Below are 16,051 nucleotides of genomic sequence, written 5' to 3'. Positions count from 1 at the left end.
TTTAGATATCGTCGCCTTCCTTTCGAAAGTTATATTTACGTTATATACGCGTTATTTATATTTGTCAATTACACTTATGTTACAAAATGGTAAATTAGATGTTTCACTCCACTTAACTTTTGTGATATAATGATAAAAACATATCTGAAAGGCTATCATGCGTATTCTTATCACATCTGGTGGGACGACAGAAAAGATTGATCAAGTTCGTGGGGTTACGAATTTTGCGACGGGTAACTTAGGGAAAGTCATCGCTGAACGTTTTTTAATGGCAAATCACGACGTTATTTTATTAGCTGGTCGAGGCGCTGTTTTACCTGACCAACATCCGAATTTAACGCTTCTACACATTTCTGATGTCGCAGATTTACTAGCCACTACTGCTAAATGGATACCCCAAACTGATGTTTTTGTCCATAGTATGGCAGTCTCTGATTATGCGCCAATCTATATGACTGATTTTGATACAGTAGCTACATCATCAGATATTCATGAATTTTTAGTCAAACAAAATATCGAAAACAAGATTTCTTCTCAGTCTGACTATCAAGTCTTGTTTTTGAAAAAGACACCCAAGATTATCTCTACTATTAAGCAACTAAATTCAAGCGTTATTTTATTTGGCTTCAAACTCTTGGTCGATGTATCAAAAGAACAGCTGATTTCTGTCGCCAGATCAGCATTAACCAAAAACCAAGCAGACTATGTGCTAGCAAATGATTTAACAGAAATTAGCGCAACGGCACATCACGGCTGGCTCGTCGGTCAAGATGTGATAATAGAAGCGCACACAAAACTTGAAATCGCTGACCTCATCGTCAGGAAAAGTGAGGAGACTTATGACCAACATCACACTCGCCATCACAGGTAGCATTTCAGCCTACAAGGCTGCCGATATCACGTCAGCACTGAGTAAGCTCGGTTACCAAGTGACTGTTTTAATGACAGATGCTGCACAGGCCTTTATCACACCGCTGACTTTACAAGTCCTCTCTAAACGCCCTGTTCATACGAATGTCATGGCGGAAGATAAGGCGGATAGTGTCAATCATATTGACTTAGCCAAAGAGACGGAGATTTTCTTAGTCGCGCCTGCTTCTGCTGATACGATTGCTCGCCTAGCGCAAGGCCGTGCTGACGATATCGTCTCCGCTGTTGCCTTGGCTTTACCTCGAGATGTCAAAAAAGTCATCGCACCTGCCATGAATACGAATATGTATGAAAATCCGATAACTCAGCGCAATATCCAAACCTTGCTTGACCTCGGTTTCAAGACGATTGAGCCGAAAATCGCCTTACTCGCTTGCGGAGATGTTGGTCGTGGGGCGCTTGCTGATGTCGCCGATATCGTTCAATATGTTCAGGATATTTGTAAAGGGTGATATGTTTATCTGACATCGTCTACTCATCTTTATTTTATAGAAAGGTTCTGAGTTCAGTTCACATCACTGACTCGTTCATATATATGACTCCCAAAAAAAACAATTCTAAAGCTTCTGATATTGCGACGCTTAGCATTTTTATCGCGATTATGGTGGTCATCCATCTTCTGTCCAAAATCGTCTACACCTTTTGGCCTTTTCCGATTCAACCTACTTTAGTTCATATTCCTGTCATTATTGGCTCAATCATTCTAGGTTGGCGTAAGGGAGCTTTCCTCGGTTTTATTATGGGGATGATTTCCTTTTTAAATTCAACGCTTGCGCCGATTCCGACTTCATTTTTATTCTCACCATTTGCGCCTCACGGTAATATTGGGTCACTCTTTGTCGCTTTTGTCCCTCGAATTCTTGTTGGGATTCTGCCATTTTTCATTTATCAACTGGCTAAAAATCGTTTTGGTGCTGGACTTGCTGGATTTCTTGGCTCTGCTACCAATACCATCTTGGTTCTCAGTTCAGCTTTTCTATTGTTCAATAATCAACTCAATATGACTTTCAAGGCATTGATTGCCTCCATCGTCGCAACAAATTCAATCGCTGAAGCTATTGCTGCAACCATTTTAACGGCAAGTATTGTCCCGATTTTAATTAAATTTCGGAATTAAACTTTAGGAAACGTGAAATTCACGTTTTTTTTTGTTAAAATAGTCTTGTATAAAAAAGCTTTCTAAAAAAACTAAATTTGAATCAAAATGTTTACAAACCGAAAGGAAACAGAATGTCTTACAAAGAAACTTACCAACAATGGGCTAATTTTGCTGAATTACCTGATTATCTCAAAACTGAACTTGCAGCAATGGATGAGCATACGAAAGAAGATGCTTTCTATACGTCGCTTGAATTCGGAACTGCTGGTCAACGTGGTTTAATCGGTGTCGGCACGAATCGCATGAATAGCTACACAGTTCGCCAAACGACTGAAGGCCTTGCCCGTCTCATGGACTCTAAAGGCGCTGCTAAAAAACGTGGGGTTGCGATTGCTTATGACTCACGTCATTTTTCACGCGAGTTTGCTTTCGATGCGGCGCGCGTTCTGGCGCTTCACGACATTCCGTCTTACGTTTTCGAATCACTGCGCCCTACGCCAGAGCTGTCATTTGCCATTCGCGAATTGAATACTTTGACAGGGATTATGATTACTGCTTCTCATAACCCTGCGCCTTACAATGGTTACAAGGTTTATGGCGAAGATGGCGGACAAATGCCGCCTGAAGATGCGGATCAATTGACAGACTATATCAATGAGATTGAGGATATCTTCCATATCGAACTTGCTGATGAAAATAGTGAGTTAATCACGATTATTGGCGATGACATTGACCAAAAATATTTGGAACAGGTCAAATATGTGACGATTAACCAAAAAGTCATTGATGAATTTGGTAAAAATCTCAATATCGTTTTCACACCGCTTCATGGGACTGGTGAAATGCTGGGTCGTAAAACATTGGCACAAGCTGGCTTTGAAAAAATCGCAGTTGTCGAAGCACAAGCCATTCCTGATGGTGACTTTCCAACGCTTAAGTCGCCAAATCCTGAAAGTCAAGCTGCTTTTGAGCTTTCAGAAAAACTCGGCCGTGAAGTTGACGCTGATATGTTAGTCGCAACTGACCCTGATGCTGACCGTATCGGTGTGGAAGTTCGCTTGCCAAATGGTGATTACCAACCGCTTTCTGGTAACCAAATCGGTGCTGTTTTGGCTAAGTATATCCTTGGGGCACACAAGCAAGCAGGCACTCTCCCTGCAAATGCTGCAGTTGTTAAATCGATCGTTTCGACAGAATTGGTGACAGCGATTACCAAATCTTACGACGTTAAGATGTTCAACGTCTTAACTGGTTTCAAATTCATTGCTGAGAAAATCCAAGAATTTGAAGAAACAGGTAGCCACACTTACATGATGGGATTTGAGGAGTCATTTGGTTACTTGATTAAACCTTTCGTTCGGGATAAAGATGCCATTCAAGCCTTGCTTTTAATCTGTGAAGTGGCTGCTTACTATAAATCTTTAGGCAAAACGTTGTATGATGGCATTCAGGATATCTATGCTGAATATGGTTTCTATCTTGAAAGTACGGTTTCTGTTACCCTTGAGGGGATTGACGGCGCAGCACAAATCAAAGCCGTTATGGATAAATTTCGTGGCAATCAACCGACAGCCTTTAATGGCATCAAAGTTGTCTTGATAGAAGATTTCCTTGAAAACACAGCAACTGCGGCTGATGGTTCTGTCGAAAAATTAACAACACCACCATCAAATGTACTCAAATACCATCTTGAAGATGGCTCTTGGCTTGCTGTTCGCCCTTCAGGTACTGAACCAAAAATCAAGTTCTACTTGGCTGCGGTTGGTGAAACACAAGCTGCTTCTGCTGCCAAACTTGAAGCTTTTGATGCTGAAATCAAAGCTTTCATCAAATAAGTCTTTCGATATTTCTACCTATAATGAAAAAACAAGGCTTCAGTCTGAGGACTTATTGAAAATCTTGTTTTTTTTATGGTAAAATAGGATTGTATATATTTTTGGCACTTTTTCAAAGCTAGCCATTAGAAATTAGGAAAAATTTTGAAAAAAACAACTAAACGACTTTTGTTGTCAGGCTTTATGCTGACAGCACTACTTTTTTTGACAGGCTGTGTTCAGACAAAAAATGGGCAACCAACTGGTGAAGGATTTGTCTATAATATTCTTGTTAAGCCAATGAGTGCTGCGGTTGAATTCTTCGCACATAATCTGGGCTTCGGTTTCGGTTTGGCGATTATTTTAGTCACGGTTATCGTGCGCTTGGTCATTTTGCCACTTGGTCTGAATCAAGCCTACAAATCAAGCTACATGCAAGAAAAAATGCGCTATTTGAAGCCTGTTTTGGAACCAATCCAAAACCGTATGAAAAACGCAACGACCAATGAAGAAAAAATGGCTGCTCAGTCTGAACTCATGGCGGCACAAAAAGAAAATGGTGTGAGTATGTTCAGCTCGATGGGCTGTCTACCACTCTTGATTCAGATGCCTTTCTTCTCAGCCCTCTTTTATGCAGCACGTTATACAGATGGTATTTCAACAGCGACATTCCTAGGTATTGACCTTGGTAAGTCAAGTATCATCTTAACCATTGTTGCTGGTATCTTCTACTTCGTTCAAAGTTTCCTGTCAACTATTGGCATTGATGAAGAACAGAAGAAACAAATGAAAACGATGATGTTTATGAGTCCTTTGATGATTGTTTTCTTCTCGTTCAGCTCACCTGCTGGTGTGACCCTTTACTGGGTTATCGGTGGTATCTTCGGTATCATCCAACAAGTGATTGTGACTTTCATTATCAAGCCTCATTTACGTGAGAAAATTGACAGAGAATTTGAAGCCAAACCACCTGTTGTCAAAACGGCTGGCTTGAAAGATGTCACACCTCAAAATGTTGCCAAAGCTAAACAAGACTTTAACAGTGGGATTACGACTAACAATAAGAAAAATCGAAATGCTGGCAAACAACGTAACAAACGCTGATTGACAGTCATTAAAAAAAGCGATATCATCTGAGTTCTATAATAAATCGTGTGGGAAAAATGCCCAGACGATTTTTTTGCATAAAAAATCCTTCCCTCTATAATGTGAGTTACTCAGCAACACAAAAGAGAAGGGAAGACACGTTTCGTTATGTCCTAAGTAAGGGATTATTTACAAGAAAAAGAGCTTCAGTCGTCTATCATCAGCTATTCTCAAAATACCAATATTTTCTGATTTAACCATAGTTTGACATCAAAAGTATAACATGAGATAATAAGTATAACAAAAGGAGAAATGATGCAAGAAAATCCATTCGATCCTTCTTTCGGAGGTATTCCCAATACTTATATTGAAAGAAAACAGTATTTCCCTATATGTTAAATACCGCTATTACAGGCAAAGGACCATGGAAAAGTACCATTATTTCTGGCTTACGTGGTAGTGGTAAAACAACGCTATTAACTAAAATTCTAAGGAATCTTGAGAAAAATAAGAATACGATTGTGGTGATGAGTACAATGAGTCCTCAACTACTAGACAATATCATCCACGATCTATTTTTCAGCCTCTCGGAATCAGACAGAGAAATTGTAAATAAAGAGATCACTTCTGTTGGTATTACGGGGTTATCTATTGATGTCAAAACGGACAGAAAAGAATTAATAGAAATACCACAATCTTTTCATTCTCAATTTCATGCTTTATTGACACAAATCAATCTAATAAAAGTGTCACGATTCTCATTGATGAAGTCATCGTTCAAAATGAAAAATCAAAAGAAATCATGCGGACACTTGCGAGTGAATATCAATTAGCCATTAACAAAGGTAGTCGCGTTAGTCTTTATATGGCTGGACTCCCCAATAATATTGAAAAAATTCTCCTAGAAAAAGGCTCTACTTTTATCAATAGAGCAAAAAAGGTCAATTTAAGTGATTTAAAATTAGAAGATGTAAAAGACTCCTATTTAAAAGCTTTTCAAAAACAAATCAAGTGTCAAAAAATTTCAAAAGAAACTGTTATTAAGTCAGCTGAATTAACTGAAGGTTACGCCTACTTAGTGCAGTTAATGGGATATTACCTTTGGGAAAACCTTGTCGATTTTGATATGATCGATGAAGCCTCTTTTGAGTCAGCACTGATTTCTTCAAAAGAGGATTTATTTCAAAAAGTTCATAATGTCATTTTTGGAGAATTGGCAACACAACCGAAAGCCTTTCTTATTGCTATGGCGAAAGATAATGCTGTAACAAAAGTTTCGGATTTACAGATTAGAATGAATCAAACAAAGGGTTACATCAATCAATATCGGACACGATTAAAAAATTTCGGTCTGATTGAAGTCGTTGGTCACGGGCTAATCAGGTATACCTTACCATTCATGAAAGAGTTTCTAGAAAACTATTATGAAGATGTTAATGATTGGGAATATGACTGAAAAATAGAACAAATCGCATTTTTTAGGCGCTGATTTGTTTGGCTTGGTAAACCGCACCGATTAAACCGGCGTCATTGCGTAAAAGACACGGTTTGACATCTGCAACAGTCACACCAGTCAACCGATTCAGTGATTGATGATGTTGCTTAATCTTGTCGATACGATCTGATAAGTGACCTAAAAATTCATCATTAGCACTAATACCACCACCCAATAAAATAACTTCTGGGTCAAAAGCACAAACAAGATTGAGCAGACCTTTTGCCACATCTTCATAGTAGCGATCCATGACTTTGGTGGCTAGTTCATCGCCTTGACGGACTAAATCTAATATCACGCGCGCATCTGTCACTTCTTCGCCAGTCGCTTCTTGATAGCGATGATAGAGTCCTAGCACAACGCCACTTGTAAAGTTCCAAGAGCCTGCTTCTAAGTCTTGCGTATAATCAAGTGGTTGCTGCATAGTCCAACCGATTTCACCTGCTGCGCCATGCGCGCCTTGATAGATGGCATTATTAATAATAATCCCACAACCGACAGCAGTTCCAAGTGAAATCACAATGTAATTTTCAATGCCTTGCACATTACCAATCCATTGCTCAGCGATAGCAACACAGTTGGCATCATTTTTGATGACAACGGGTAACTGAAACGCCGTTTCACAGGCTTCTTTAAGATTCATATCAAAAAATGCTGTAATGGCACCAGCAGTGACCATATAGCCATCTTTACGAACAATGCCTGGCACACTAACCCCAACACTTAGGATAGTGTGCTTTTCTTGATATCTTTTGACTTGTTTGGTCATATTGGTCAGCATCAATTCCCCATCATCTGGTGTCGTCACAAACGACCCTTTTTCAAGAATCTCGCCATTTTCATCTACCAAACCATATTTGACTGATGTTCCACCAATATCAAATCCTACATAATGTGTCATCTATATCTCCCTAATGTCTCTGTCACCCAACTTTTTAATTACCTTGACAAAGGCTTGCTGTCTGATTAAAAAGCAGTCATCTATTGCTAATTTGTCATAAAATAATAACTTTTAACGCTTTAGTTTAACACCTCAAAACTCAAACTAGGTCGCGCATTTAAGTTCAGTCCTGCTAGATGTCCTTGGTTATAGTCACAGACACTAGCATAGGCAATCATCCCAGCATTATCTCCACAAAGCCTAAGGGGTGGTATCACCACATCAATGGCTGTGATTTCAGCGGCTAAACGTTCACGTAGTCCTTGATTTGCTGCCACACCGCCTGCGACCACTAGCATTTTCACTGGGAATTGTTTTAAAGCTGTTTTCGTTTTAGCCAATAAAACATCCATCACGGCAGCCTGAAAACTTGCGCATAAGTCTTTTTTATCCAGTGTCTGACCTTTTTGCTCTGCATTATGAACGGTGTTAATAAAGGCTGATTTGAGACCTGAGAAGCTAAATTCAAGATCAGGGTCGTCATGTTTCATCATAGCCCGTGGAAAATTAAAGACATCTTGCCCTTGGCGGGCTAGACCATCAATTTCTCTACCTGCTGGATAGGTCAAGTTCATTACCCGACCAACTTTATCGTAGGCTTCACCAACGGCATCATCACGCGTTTCGCCAATGATTTTATAATCACCGAGCGCTGCCACATAGACAAGTTCGGTATGACCGCCACTCACGAGTAAAGCCATCAGTGGAAATTCAAGCGGTTTAACTTGGCGAGCTGCCCACAAGTGACCAGCCATATGATTGACTGGCACAAGCGGCAAGTGATTCGCCCAAGCAAAGGCTTTGGCTGCTGCAACGCCCACTAGAAGTGCCCCAACAAGACCCGGCCCCTCAGTAACAGCTACTGCTGTCAAATCAGCGGGTGTAATCTCAGCCTCTGCCATCGCTTCATTGATACAGGCTGTAATCACTTCGACATGGTGACGACTAGCAACTTCCGGTACGACACCGCCAAAACGTTTGTGACTCGCGATTTGACTCGCAATCACGTTGCTCAACAGCTCCTGACCATTTTTCAAGACCGCAACACTCGTCTCATCACAAGAAGTCTCAAAAGCTAATATATACTGTTCTGTCATTTTTCTCTCTTCATTAAAATCGCATCTTCTTGCGGATTTTGATAGTAATTTTTTCTTTGATAAAAAGCCTCGAAGTCAAATTTTTCGTATAATTTCCGTGCTCTTTCATTTGATTCGCGGACTTCTAGGAAGATTTTTCCGTCAAGTTCTACTAACTGTTTAAGTAGTAGGCTTGCAATCCCTTGCGACTGATAGGCTTTCGCAACAGCGATATTGGTGATTTCAATTTCATCCATGACGACTGACAGCGCTAGAAAACCAAGAACTTTCTGGTCTTCTGAAAAAGCCAGATAGTAGACGGTCTCTTCACGCAAAAGATCCGCGAAAGTCTGCTCAAAAGTCCAAGGCGATATGTCGTATAGCTCGTCTAAAATCGCCTGAATGTCTCCTGCAAAATCACGATAGCAGTCTGTCAAAAAATTGAGTTTTCTAATGCTAATCATACGGCTCGTTTATCACTTTTCGCTACTAACTGCTTGACCATCCAAAGCCCATCCAGTTCATTTTCGTAGTAGCCGAGTAAAATTTCTTTTGTTTCAAATCCTAATTTGCGATACATAGCTTGAGCAGGTAAATTATTTCTTTTCACTTCTAAAGTCAATGAATTGACGCCCAGTTGTCGCATCAATTCAGCCAGTCTCTTCACCAGATTTGATCCAATGCCTTGGCGCTGAAAAGCGCTTAAAACACCTAAATTTGACAAGTGAACTGACTTCTTCTCAAGCACGACACGCGCCCCAATAAAACCAACGATTTTGCCATCAGCCTCAGCCGTGATAAAAATCGCATGTTCATTAGTGATGATTTCATGCTCAAAATGTGAAAAAATCCACGGCGTATCGCCTGCATAGATGTCACGCTCAATCGCCAGAAAGCTCACAATATCTTCACGTTCAGCGATACGATAGCGCGCACGATCCATCACCACATCCAAATCGACATCATCAAAAGCCCGATATTGTCGAAAATCATGAACTTCAAATTTTTTGGATATAGTGTGTATCAGTGTCTTCATCTTCTGCATGTGTCTCCAACCATTTCTCTTCTGCTTCAACTTTTTTCAAATACTCTGGGACAAATGTGTCCACATCTACTGGCTCATAACCTGCGCCCAAGTGCGCGATTTGATAGGCGTTAGGCAATCTGAGCTCAGCATTTTCAACAAACTTGGCTTGCGGTAGGGTCTGTGAAATCAGCTCTCGAAAGTTTGCTAGCTCACCTGTAAAGTACAGGTCTTGCTCATTTTTCAGTATATCCAATAACTTGTCGAGTGATATATGCTGCTCTTGACTGACGCTAAGACCATTTTCATAAATACCAGCATAGACATTCTGCCGTCTGGCGTCGATAATGGGCACAACTTTGCCTGCCACAGCAATATTTGCCGCAATTGCAGCTAGGCTTGAAATGCCAACAAGGTCGATGTTCAACGTGCTGGCCAAGGTTTTAGCCGTTGTGACGGCAATTCGAAGACCAGTGTAGCTGCCCGGACCTTGTGCCACAGCGATTCGGTCCAAGTCTTCAGGCTCAATGCCTGCATTTGTCATCAGAAAGTCAATCGCAGGCATCAGCGTTAGACTGTGATTTTTTTTGATGTTTAAATCAATCTTCCCAAGCAGAGTGTCGTCTTCTGTCAAGGCGACAGACAGTGCCTGACTTGAGGTATCAAAAGCTAATAGTTTCATTTCCTGTGCTAACTTCCTAAGGTTTACAGCCAAAACTACCATTCTACCACTTGAAATTGGGTAAAATTGTGTTGGTTGAGTATATTACTATTTTATGATAAAATATAAGTAATTGCAATAATGCGACCTGTATTAAAGGTGCACCTGTAAAATTAAATTACTATACTGGAGAAAAATATGCTTTTCAAAGTCTTTTACCAAGAATCTAAAAAACGTAGCCCTAAACGCGAAACAACACATTCACTCTACTTAGAGCTTGACACAACTGATGTTCGTCAAGGTATCATCTCAAGCCCGCGAAATCATGCGTGACAATACAGATTACCATGTTGAATTTATTGATGCCATCAGTGATGCGCAAGCAGCATACGAGAGAGAATCCGAAGTCTTTAACATCACAAGTTTTTTCATAAACGAAAAAAGAAATCACAAAAAAGAAAAGAGAAAGATGACTACAAATAGCTACACCAATCTAAACATCAAACCCGATGAAGTCGCGGTTTTCGCCATTGGCGGACTCGGCGAAATCGGTAAAAACACTTACGGTGTTGAGTATCAAGATGAGATTATCATCGTTGATGCCGGCATCAAATTTCCAGAAGACGATTTGCTCGGCGTTGACTATGTCATTCCTGACTATAGCTACATCGTTGAAAATCAAGACCGCATTAAAGGTGTTTTCATCACCCATGGTCACGAAGACCATATCGGTGGCATTCCTTTCCTCCTGAAACAAGCCAATGTGCCGATTTATGCTGGCCCCTTATCCCTCGCTTTAATCCGCGGCAAACTTGAAGAACATGGTCTCTTGCGTGATGCTAAACTCTTTGAAATCCATCCTGATGATGAGATTGCTTTCAAATACTTGAAACTGTCATTCTTTCGGACAACTCACTCCATCCCAGAGCCTATCGCCATGGTCATTGACACGCCGCAAGGTAAAATCGTTGCCACTGGTGACTTCAAGTTTGACTTTACACCCGTTGGTGAGCCGGCTGACCTGCACCGCATGGCGGCACTTGGCGAAGAAGGCGTGCTCCTGCTCCTCTCTGACTCAACAAATGCTGAGATTCCCACTTTCTCACATTCTGAAAAAGTGGTCGGCGCGTCCATTCAAAAAATCTTTGAGCGGATTGAAGGTCGGATTATTTTCGCCTCATTTGCCTCAAATATCTTCCGTTTGCAACAAGCCGTTGAGGGGGCTGTTAAGACTGGTCGTAAAATCGTTGTCTTCGGCCGTTCAATGGAGAAAGCCATTGTCAATGGGATTGAACTTGGTTATATCAAAGCACCAAAAGACACTTTTATCGAACCCGGTGAAGTCAATCAGTACCAACCGCATGAGTTACTGATTATGTGTACTGGCTCACAGGGCGAACCAATGGCTGCGCTCAGTCGTATCGCCAATGGCATGCACCGTTTTGTGACCTTGCAAATGGGCGACACCGTTGTCTTCTCATCTAATGCTATTCCTGGGAATACGCATGGTGTGAATCAATTAATTAACCGTATTTCTGAGGCGGGTGCTAAAGTCATTTATGGTAAAATGAACAACATTCATACCTCTGGTCATGGTGGGCAGCAAGAGCAGAAACTCATGCTCCGTTTGATTAAGCCGAAATATTTCATGCCAGTCCATGGCGAATATCGCATGCTGAAAATCCATGCGGGTCTTGCCCAAGATACCGGTGTGCTGAAAGAAAACTGTTTCATTTTTGAAAATGGTGATGTTCTGGCTTTGACCGCTGACTCTGCACGCCCTGCAGGTCACTTCAACGCCCAAGATACCTACGTCGATGGTAATGGTATCGGAGATATCGGCAACGCTGTCCTTCGTGACCGTCATGAGCTGTCAGAAGACGGTGTCGTCCTTGCCGTGGCAACGGTTGACTTCAAGAGCAAGATGATTTTAGCGGGGCCTGATATGCTCAGCCGTGGTTTTATCTATATGCGTGAGTCTGGCGATTTGATTCGCTCAGGTCAACGTGTCTTGTTCAATGCCATTCGCAAAGCCATGAATGATGAAAATGCTAATGAAGCAAGTGTGGCACGTGCCATGTCAGATGCGATTAAACCTTTCTTCTATCGTGAGTTAGAACGTGAACCGATTATCATTCCGATGGTTTTGACACCTGATAGAAAATAATCTCGTTTATCAACCAAAATGGCGCTACAATAAATCGTTTGGGAAAATTTTCCATGCGATTTTTTTGTAGCAAAAAATCCTTCCTTTTCTTCTATGATGTGAGTTACTCAGCATCACAAAAGAAAAGGAAGGACAGGCTTCATTATCTTATATCCTTACAAAACATAAGCACATTAGCCATAATATCACCTACTTCTTTCATTGGATACAAGCAGTTCTATTATTCAGACATTTTTCTAAAGAGATAAGCCTCGAATTGGTCTTTTACCTCTTTACGTCTTCTCACCGCAATCGGCAATTTTTGACCATTTTCCATGTGACAGTCATTTTGAACGATCCGCTTGACCTTAGCCAAGTTGACTAAAAAACTCCGTTCTATTTGTAAAAAATCAAGCGATGTGTCAAATAAATCTAGCCACCACTTCATACTTTTATTATGATGATAGAATTGTTTCCCTACGATGATAGAAACTTTTTTATTGACGGATTCGATATATTCAAAATCCTCAATTTTCACCCTGACCATCGCATCTTGTTCAGGATTATAAAGCATCATATGAGATTTGGCTAACTCTTTCTCGTAACTTTCTAAAACTTCTGCGACATCTGCTAATTGAGCTGGTTTTGGAATAAAACGGAAGACCTGATAACGAAAAGCTTCAAAGACTCTTTCTTCATAACTCGTCACCATGACCACTTTGGCATGCTTGTTCTTCAACAACTTTTCAGCAAGCTCGAACCCGTTGATTTTCGGCATATCGATGTCAAGGAAAAAAAGGGCATATTTTTTCTGATGTTCTAGCAGCTCATAACCGTCTGTATAGCACACGACTTCAACTTCTAGGTCCATCTTTTGGGTCGTAAGTAGCACCACTTTTTCAAGTGCCTCCAGAAAAATAGGCTCATCATCACAAATCGCTATCTTTATCATTCTCTTTCCTAACTCTCTAACTCTAAATTCGGCAAAAAAACGTTAGTTTTAAAGCTATTTCCCCTTACTTCATAAGAGACTTTACCACTATATTTTTCGATGATGCCTTGGATATTTTTAACACCCAAGCCTTTATGATTATTTTTCAGTTTTGAAATCGGTAGACCATTGTCAAATTCAACTGTTTCCGCCAAGGGATTTTCCAGTTTGAACAACAGGCCTTGAGGCAACTCCTCAACTAAAAATGAAATAGCTTGCGCCTCTTCTGTGACTGCTTTAGTTGCCTCCAAAGCATTTTTAAAAAGATTTGTAAATAACACAACATTATCCATATCACTTAGTTCAAAAGCGGCTGGAAATCGCCCTTTAAAGGTCAAAATGTCAAGTGATAACTGGTATTTTTCAAATAAATCCTTTAAGATGACATTTAATAAAGGGATGTTCGTGATTTCTATACTCCGAGTCAAGAAATGTTCGTTAATATCAAATATATAAGAACTTGCCTGCTCATAGTCTTGATTTTTCAGCAGATAAGTCAATGCTAGGAAATGGCTACGCAAATCGTGTCTCAACTTTTGCATATCTTTTTCTTTTTCTAGTAATGCCTCATAATACGCTTCTTGTTGCTCTAACAACTCCTCACTCACGTGCATATATTCCCACTGAACTTGACGGTCAACAAAGGCTCTAAAAAATAGCCAACATAGCAATGTAAAAAAGAAGGATCGACAGCCGAGTACGGTGATACTTTCAACTGTCCAAGTAGTTGTGTCAACGCCGAAATGATAAAAAGGAGCAAAAGCGCCTAGAGTGATCATGTAAGTAACGACTGTAACCTTTTCTGCCTTAGATAATTTTTTAGAATCTGACCCGTATTCATGTATATTTGTCAATTTTGTCGAACCAAAAATGATGAGCAATATCACAAATTGTAGATACTCTATCTCAAAACCATAGTCTTGATAAGTTTGAGCTCTCTCATGGATAATTGACAATATCTCAATCTTACCTGTCAAAAATAAGATGCAGAAGAACCCTAGCATCACACCTGAGACCACTAGCATTTCCTGCCATCCTTCACCTTTGGAAAAGATAATGATTAAAATGGCAATAAGAACACTTATCGTGCCATTAACACCAAAGATATAGACACCTAGGACTAATAAAGCAAGTCTGATTAAAGCGGTTCTCAAGTCATTCTTGTCCCTTGCATAATACAGTCATATATCAATTACCAATAATAATTTACTTACTGTTAGGATTATACCTATCACAATATATACCACACCTTCTTCATATTTACGAAATTCCCTTATCGTAATGATAGTCATTTTATATGATACTCTAAATTTGCTTAAAGTACAAATGAAAATAACGTTGTGACTGAAATTAACAATTTAAGTTTTCAAACGCAAAGCATTCAAAGAAAACGAAACAAAGATAGCCAAAATAAAAAAATCCAAAAGATGGCCTCTCTTGAATTATTTGATGTGTATTACTGCCTAATTCGGTTTATTTCGGCAGAACTTCAGCAATCCGTTGTACCGCTAACTTAACTTGGTCAAGTGGTGCTGCGACATTAAATCGTGCATGACCTTTGCCTTCATTACCAAAATTTATGCCGTCATTCAAGATGACTTTGGCTTGTTCACGCAAAAGTTGCTGTAGGGCGTTGTGGGACAGACCATAAGCACTGAAGTCTAACCAGACCAGATAGCTGCCTTCTGGTTTCATAACTTTAACCTTGGGTGCGTGTTCAGCGAAATAAGCGATGAGGTAGTTGATATTTTCTTCTAGTACTTGCTTGAGTTCTTGCAGCCATGGCTGACCGTAGGTCAGCGCTGTTTCAGTCGTGATGAGACCCAAAGTAGAAATTTCGTGCTGGTTATTGGCTAACTGGCGGTCTCTAAATTGCTTTCTGAGGGTCGGATTTTCGATGATGGCAAAAGCATTTTTGGTGCCGGCGATATTAAAGGTTTTCGTGGCACTGGCTAAGATGACGGTAAAATCACGATAATCGCCAACGGTATTGATACTGTGGTGCTGATGCCCAAAGAGGGGCAGGTCTTGATGAATTTCATCTGACACGAGGATAACTTGGTGCTTGCGACAGAGCTCTGCCATGCGCGATAACTCTTCCTTAGTCCAAACACGACCACCGGGGTTATGCGGGCTACAAAAAGCGTAAAGTTTGACATCGTTGTCGATGATGTCTTGCTCCAACTGTTCAAAATCAATGGTAAAGCGACCTTCCCGCTCAACAAGTGAGTTCGTCACAAGTTTGCGCTGATTAAGCTTAATCGAGCGGGCAAAAGGCGGATAGAGTGGCGTGTTGATGAGAATGGCATCGCCGACTTGCGTAAAAGCCTGAATGCTAACAGATAGTGCTGGCACGACACCTTCAATCAGGGTGATGTCGGCTTTCTCAATCACGTAGCCGTGTTGATTTTTCTCCCAAGCGATAATCGCTTCAAAAAGCGAAGGTGCTGGATAGGCATAGCCGTAAACACCAAAAGTTGAGAATTTTTGAATGGCAACAGTCATCTCAGGAAAGGTCTCAAAGTCCATATCGGCAATCCACATCGGTAAAATTTCCGCATCTTTTTCCGTTGCCTGCCATTTGACAGAATGGTTGCCTAATCGTTTCGGCGCTGTTTTAAAATTATAAGTTCTTGCCATATATCATCACACTTTCAAGGCATCACGGTCGTTTCATAAACTTTTTATTACGTCAGTCAATATCTTCTCATTCACCAAGCATTTCAATAGATTCTGCTTGACACTAACCCTTTTATTTACTTGTTTCAAATAAGTACGATGAGCCAAAA

17 protein-coding genes are annotated in these 16,051 nt (G+C 40.5%); 9 read left to right on the top strand and 8 right to left on the bottom strand.

The window, feature by feature from the left end:
- The first annotated feature begins 157 nt into the window (after window positions 1-157).
- The 7 genes from ACYQ21_RS08175 (at window position 158) to ACYQ21_RS08145 (ending at window position 6,385) form a co-directional block, all read left to right on the top strand.
- Entirely contained in the window at window positions 158-871 is a 714-nt protein-coding gene (locus tag ACYQ21_RS08175; protein ID WP_460057420.1) for a phosphopantothenate--cysteine ligase, read from the top strand.
- Window positions 840-1,382 (top strand): phosphopantothenoylcysteine decarboxylase, encoded by a 543-nt coding sequence (coaC, locus tag ACYQ21_RS08170; protein WP_460057418.1) that lies wholly within the window; start codon window positions 840-842, stop codon window positions 1,380-1,382. The genes ACYQ21_RS08175 and coaC overlap by 32 nt, the downstream gene beginning before the upstream one ends.
- Window positions 1,383-1,465: 83 nt before the next feature.
- A complete protein-coding gene (locus ACYQ21_RS08165; RefSeq protein ID WP_460057416.1) occupies window positions 1,466-2,047 on the top strand; it encodes an ECF transporter S component in 582 nt (193 codons plus the stop codon).
- A 113-nt stretch (window positions 2,048-2,160) separates the two neighbouring features.
- The gene (locus tag ACYQ21_RS08160; RefSeq protein WP_460057414.1) at window positions 2,161-3,864 is read left to right on the top strand and encodes a phospho-sugar mutase; all 1,704 of its coding nucleotides are present in this window, start codon (window positions 2,161-2,163) and stop codon (window positions 3,862-3,864) included.
- A gap of 144 nt (window positions 3,865-4,008) precedes the next feature.
- Window positions 4,009-4,947 (top strand): membrane protein insertase YidC, encoded by a 939-nt coding sequence (gene yidC / locus ACYQ21_RS08155; RefSeq protein ID WP_460057412.1) that lies wholly within the window; start codon window positions 4,009-4,011, stop codon window positions 4,945-4,947.
- 374 nt (window positions 4,948-5,321) lie between these two features.
- Complete coding sequence (locus tag ACYQ21_RS08150) at window positions 5,322-5,762, top strand: GTP-binding protein (protein ID WP_460057409.1); 441 nt, start codon at window positions 5,322-5,324, stop codon at window positions 5,760-5,762.
- Complete coding sequence (locus ACYQ21_RS08145; RefSeq protein ID WP_460057407.1) at window positions 5,732-6,385, top strand: hypothetical protein; 654 nt, start codon at window positions 5,732-5,734, stop codon at window positions 6,383-6,385. The genes ACYQ21_RS08150 and ACYQ21_RS08145 overlap by 31 nt, the downstream gene beginning before the upstream one ends.
- A 22-nt stretch (window positions 6,386-6,407) precedes the next feature.
- Here ACYQ21_RS08145 and ACYQ21_RS08140 read toward each other — a convergent pair whose 3' ends face one another.
- The 5 genes from ACYQ21_RS08140 to tsaB form a co-directional block, all read right to left on the bottom strand.
- On the bottom strand, window positions 6,408-7,325 hold the full coding sequence (locus ACYQ21_RS08140) for an ROK family protein (protein WP_460057404.1): 918 nt from the start codon (window positions 7,323-7,325) through the stop codon (window positions 6,408-6,410).
- 119 nt (window positions 7,326-7,444) lie between these two features.
- Complete coding sequence (gene tsaD, locus ACYQ21_RS08135; protein ID WP_460057402.1) at window positions 7,445-8,461, bottom strand: tRNA (adenosine(37)-N6)-threonylcarbamoyltransferase complex transferase subunit TsaD; 1,017 nt, start codon at window positions 8,459-8,461, stop codon at window positions 7,445-7,447.
- Window positions 8,458-8,904, bottom strand: coding sequence for a ribosomal protein S18-alanine N-acetyltransferase (rimI, locus tag ACYQ21_RS08130; protein ID WP_460057400.1), 447 nt, complete (start codon window positions 8,902-8,904; stop codon window positions 8,458-8,460). The genes tsaD and rimI (ACYQ21_RS08130) overlap by 4 nt, the downstream gene beginning before the upstream one ends.
- Window positions 8,901-9,476 carry a ribosomal protein S18-alanine N-acetyltransferase gene (rimI, locus tag ACYQ21_RS08125; protein ID WP_460057398.1) on the bottom strand — a complete coding sequence of 192 codons (576 nt, stop codon included), beginning with the start codon at window positions 9,474-9,476 and terminating at the stop codon, window positions 8,901-8,903. The genes rimI (ACYQ21_RS08130) and rimI (ACYQ21_RS08125) overlap by 4 nt, the downstream gene beginning before the upstream one ends.
- Window positions 9,439-10,146: a tRNA (adenosine(37)-N6)-threonylcarbamoyltransferase complex dimerization subunit type 1 TsaB gene (tsaB, locus tag ACYQ21_RS08120; RefSeq protein WP_460057396.1), complete on the bottom strand. Its 708-nt coding sequence runs from the start codon at window positions 10,144-10,146 to the stop codon at window positions 9,439-9,441. Before tsaB ends, rimI (ACYQ21_RS08125) begins: the two co-directional genes overlap by 38 nt.
- Window positions 10,147-10,323: 177 nt before the next feature.
- Here tsaB and ACYQ21_RS08115 point away from each other — a divergent pair, with 177 nt between their 5' ends.
- Window positions 10,324-10,458: an RNA polymerase epsilon subunit gene (locus tag ACYQ21_RS08115; RefSeq protein ID WP_460057394.1), complete on the top strand. Its 135-nt coding sequence runs from the start codon at window positions 10,324-10,326 to the stop codon at window positions 10,456-10,458.
- A complete protein-coding gene (gene rnjA, locus ACYQ21_RS08110; protein ID WP_460057392.1) occupies window positions 10,415-12,292 on the top strand; it encodes a ribonuclease J1 in 1,878 nt (625 codons plus the stop codon). The genes ACYQ21_RS08115 and rnjA overlap by 44 nt, the downstream gene beginning before the upstream one ends.
- A 220-nt stretch (window positions 12,293-12,512) precedes the next feature.
- On the opposite strand, the gene ACYQ21_RS08105 is transcribed toward rnjA, so the two are convergent.
- The 3 genes from ACYQ21_RS08105 to ACYQ21_RS08095 form a co-directional block, all read right to left on the bottom strand.
- A complete protein-coding gene (locus ACYQ21_RS08105; RefSeq protein ID WP_460057390.1) occupies window positions 12,513-13,223 on the bottom strand; it encodes a LytR/AlgR family response regulator transcription factor in 711 nt (236 codons plus the stop codon).
- Window positions 13,224-13,231: 8 nt separating this feature from the next.
- Window positions 13,232-14,416, bottom strand: a complete 1,185-nt coding sequence (locus ACYQ21_RS08100) for a GHKL domain-containing protein (protein WP_460057387.1) — start codon at window positions 14,414-14,416, stop codon at window positions 13,232-13,234.
- Window positions 14,417-14,735: 319 nt separating this feature from the next.
- Window positions 14,736-15,902 carry a MalY/PatB family protein gene (locus ACYQ21_RS08095; protein ID WP_460057385.1) on the bottom strand — a complete coding sequence of 389 codons (1,167 nt, stop codon included), beginning with the start codon at window positions 15,900-15,902 and terminating at the stop codon, window positions 14,736-14,738.
- Window positions 15,903-16,051: the final 149 nt, after the last annotated feature.

It is taken from the genome of Pseudolactococcus yaeyamensis (genome assembly GCF_054658615.1).
This window is presented reverse-complemented; position numbering and strand designations above follow the sequence as displayed.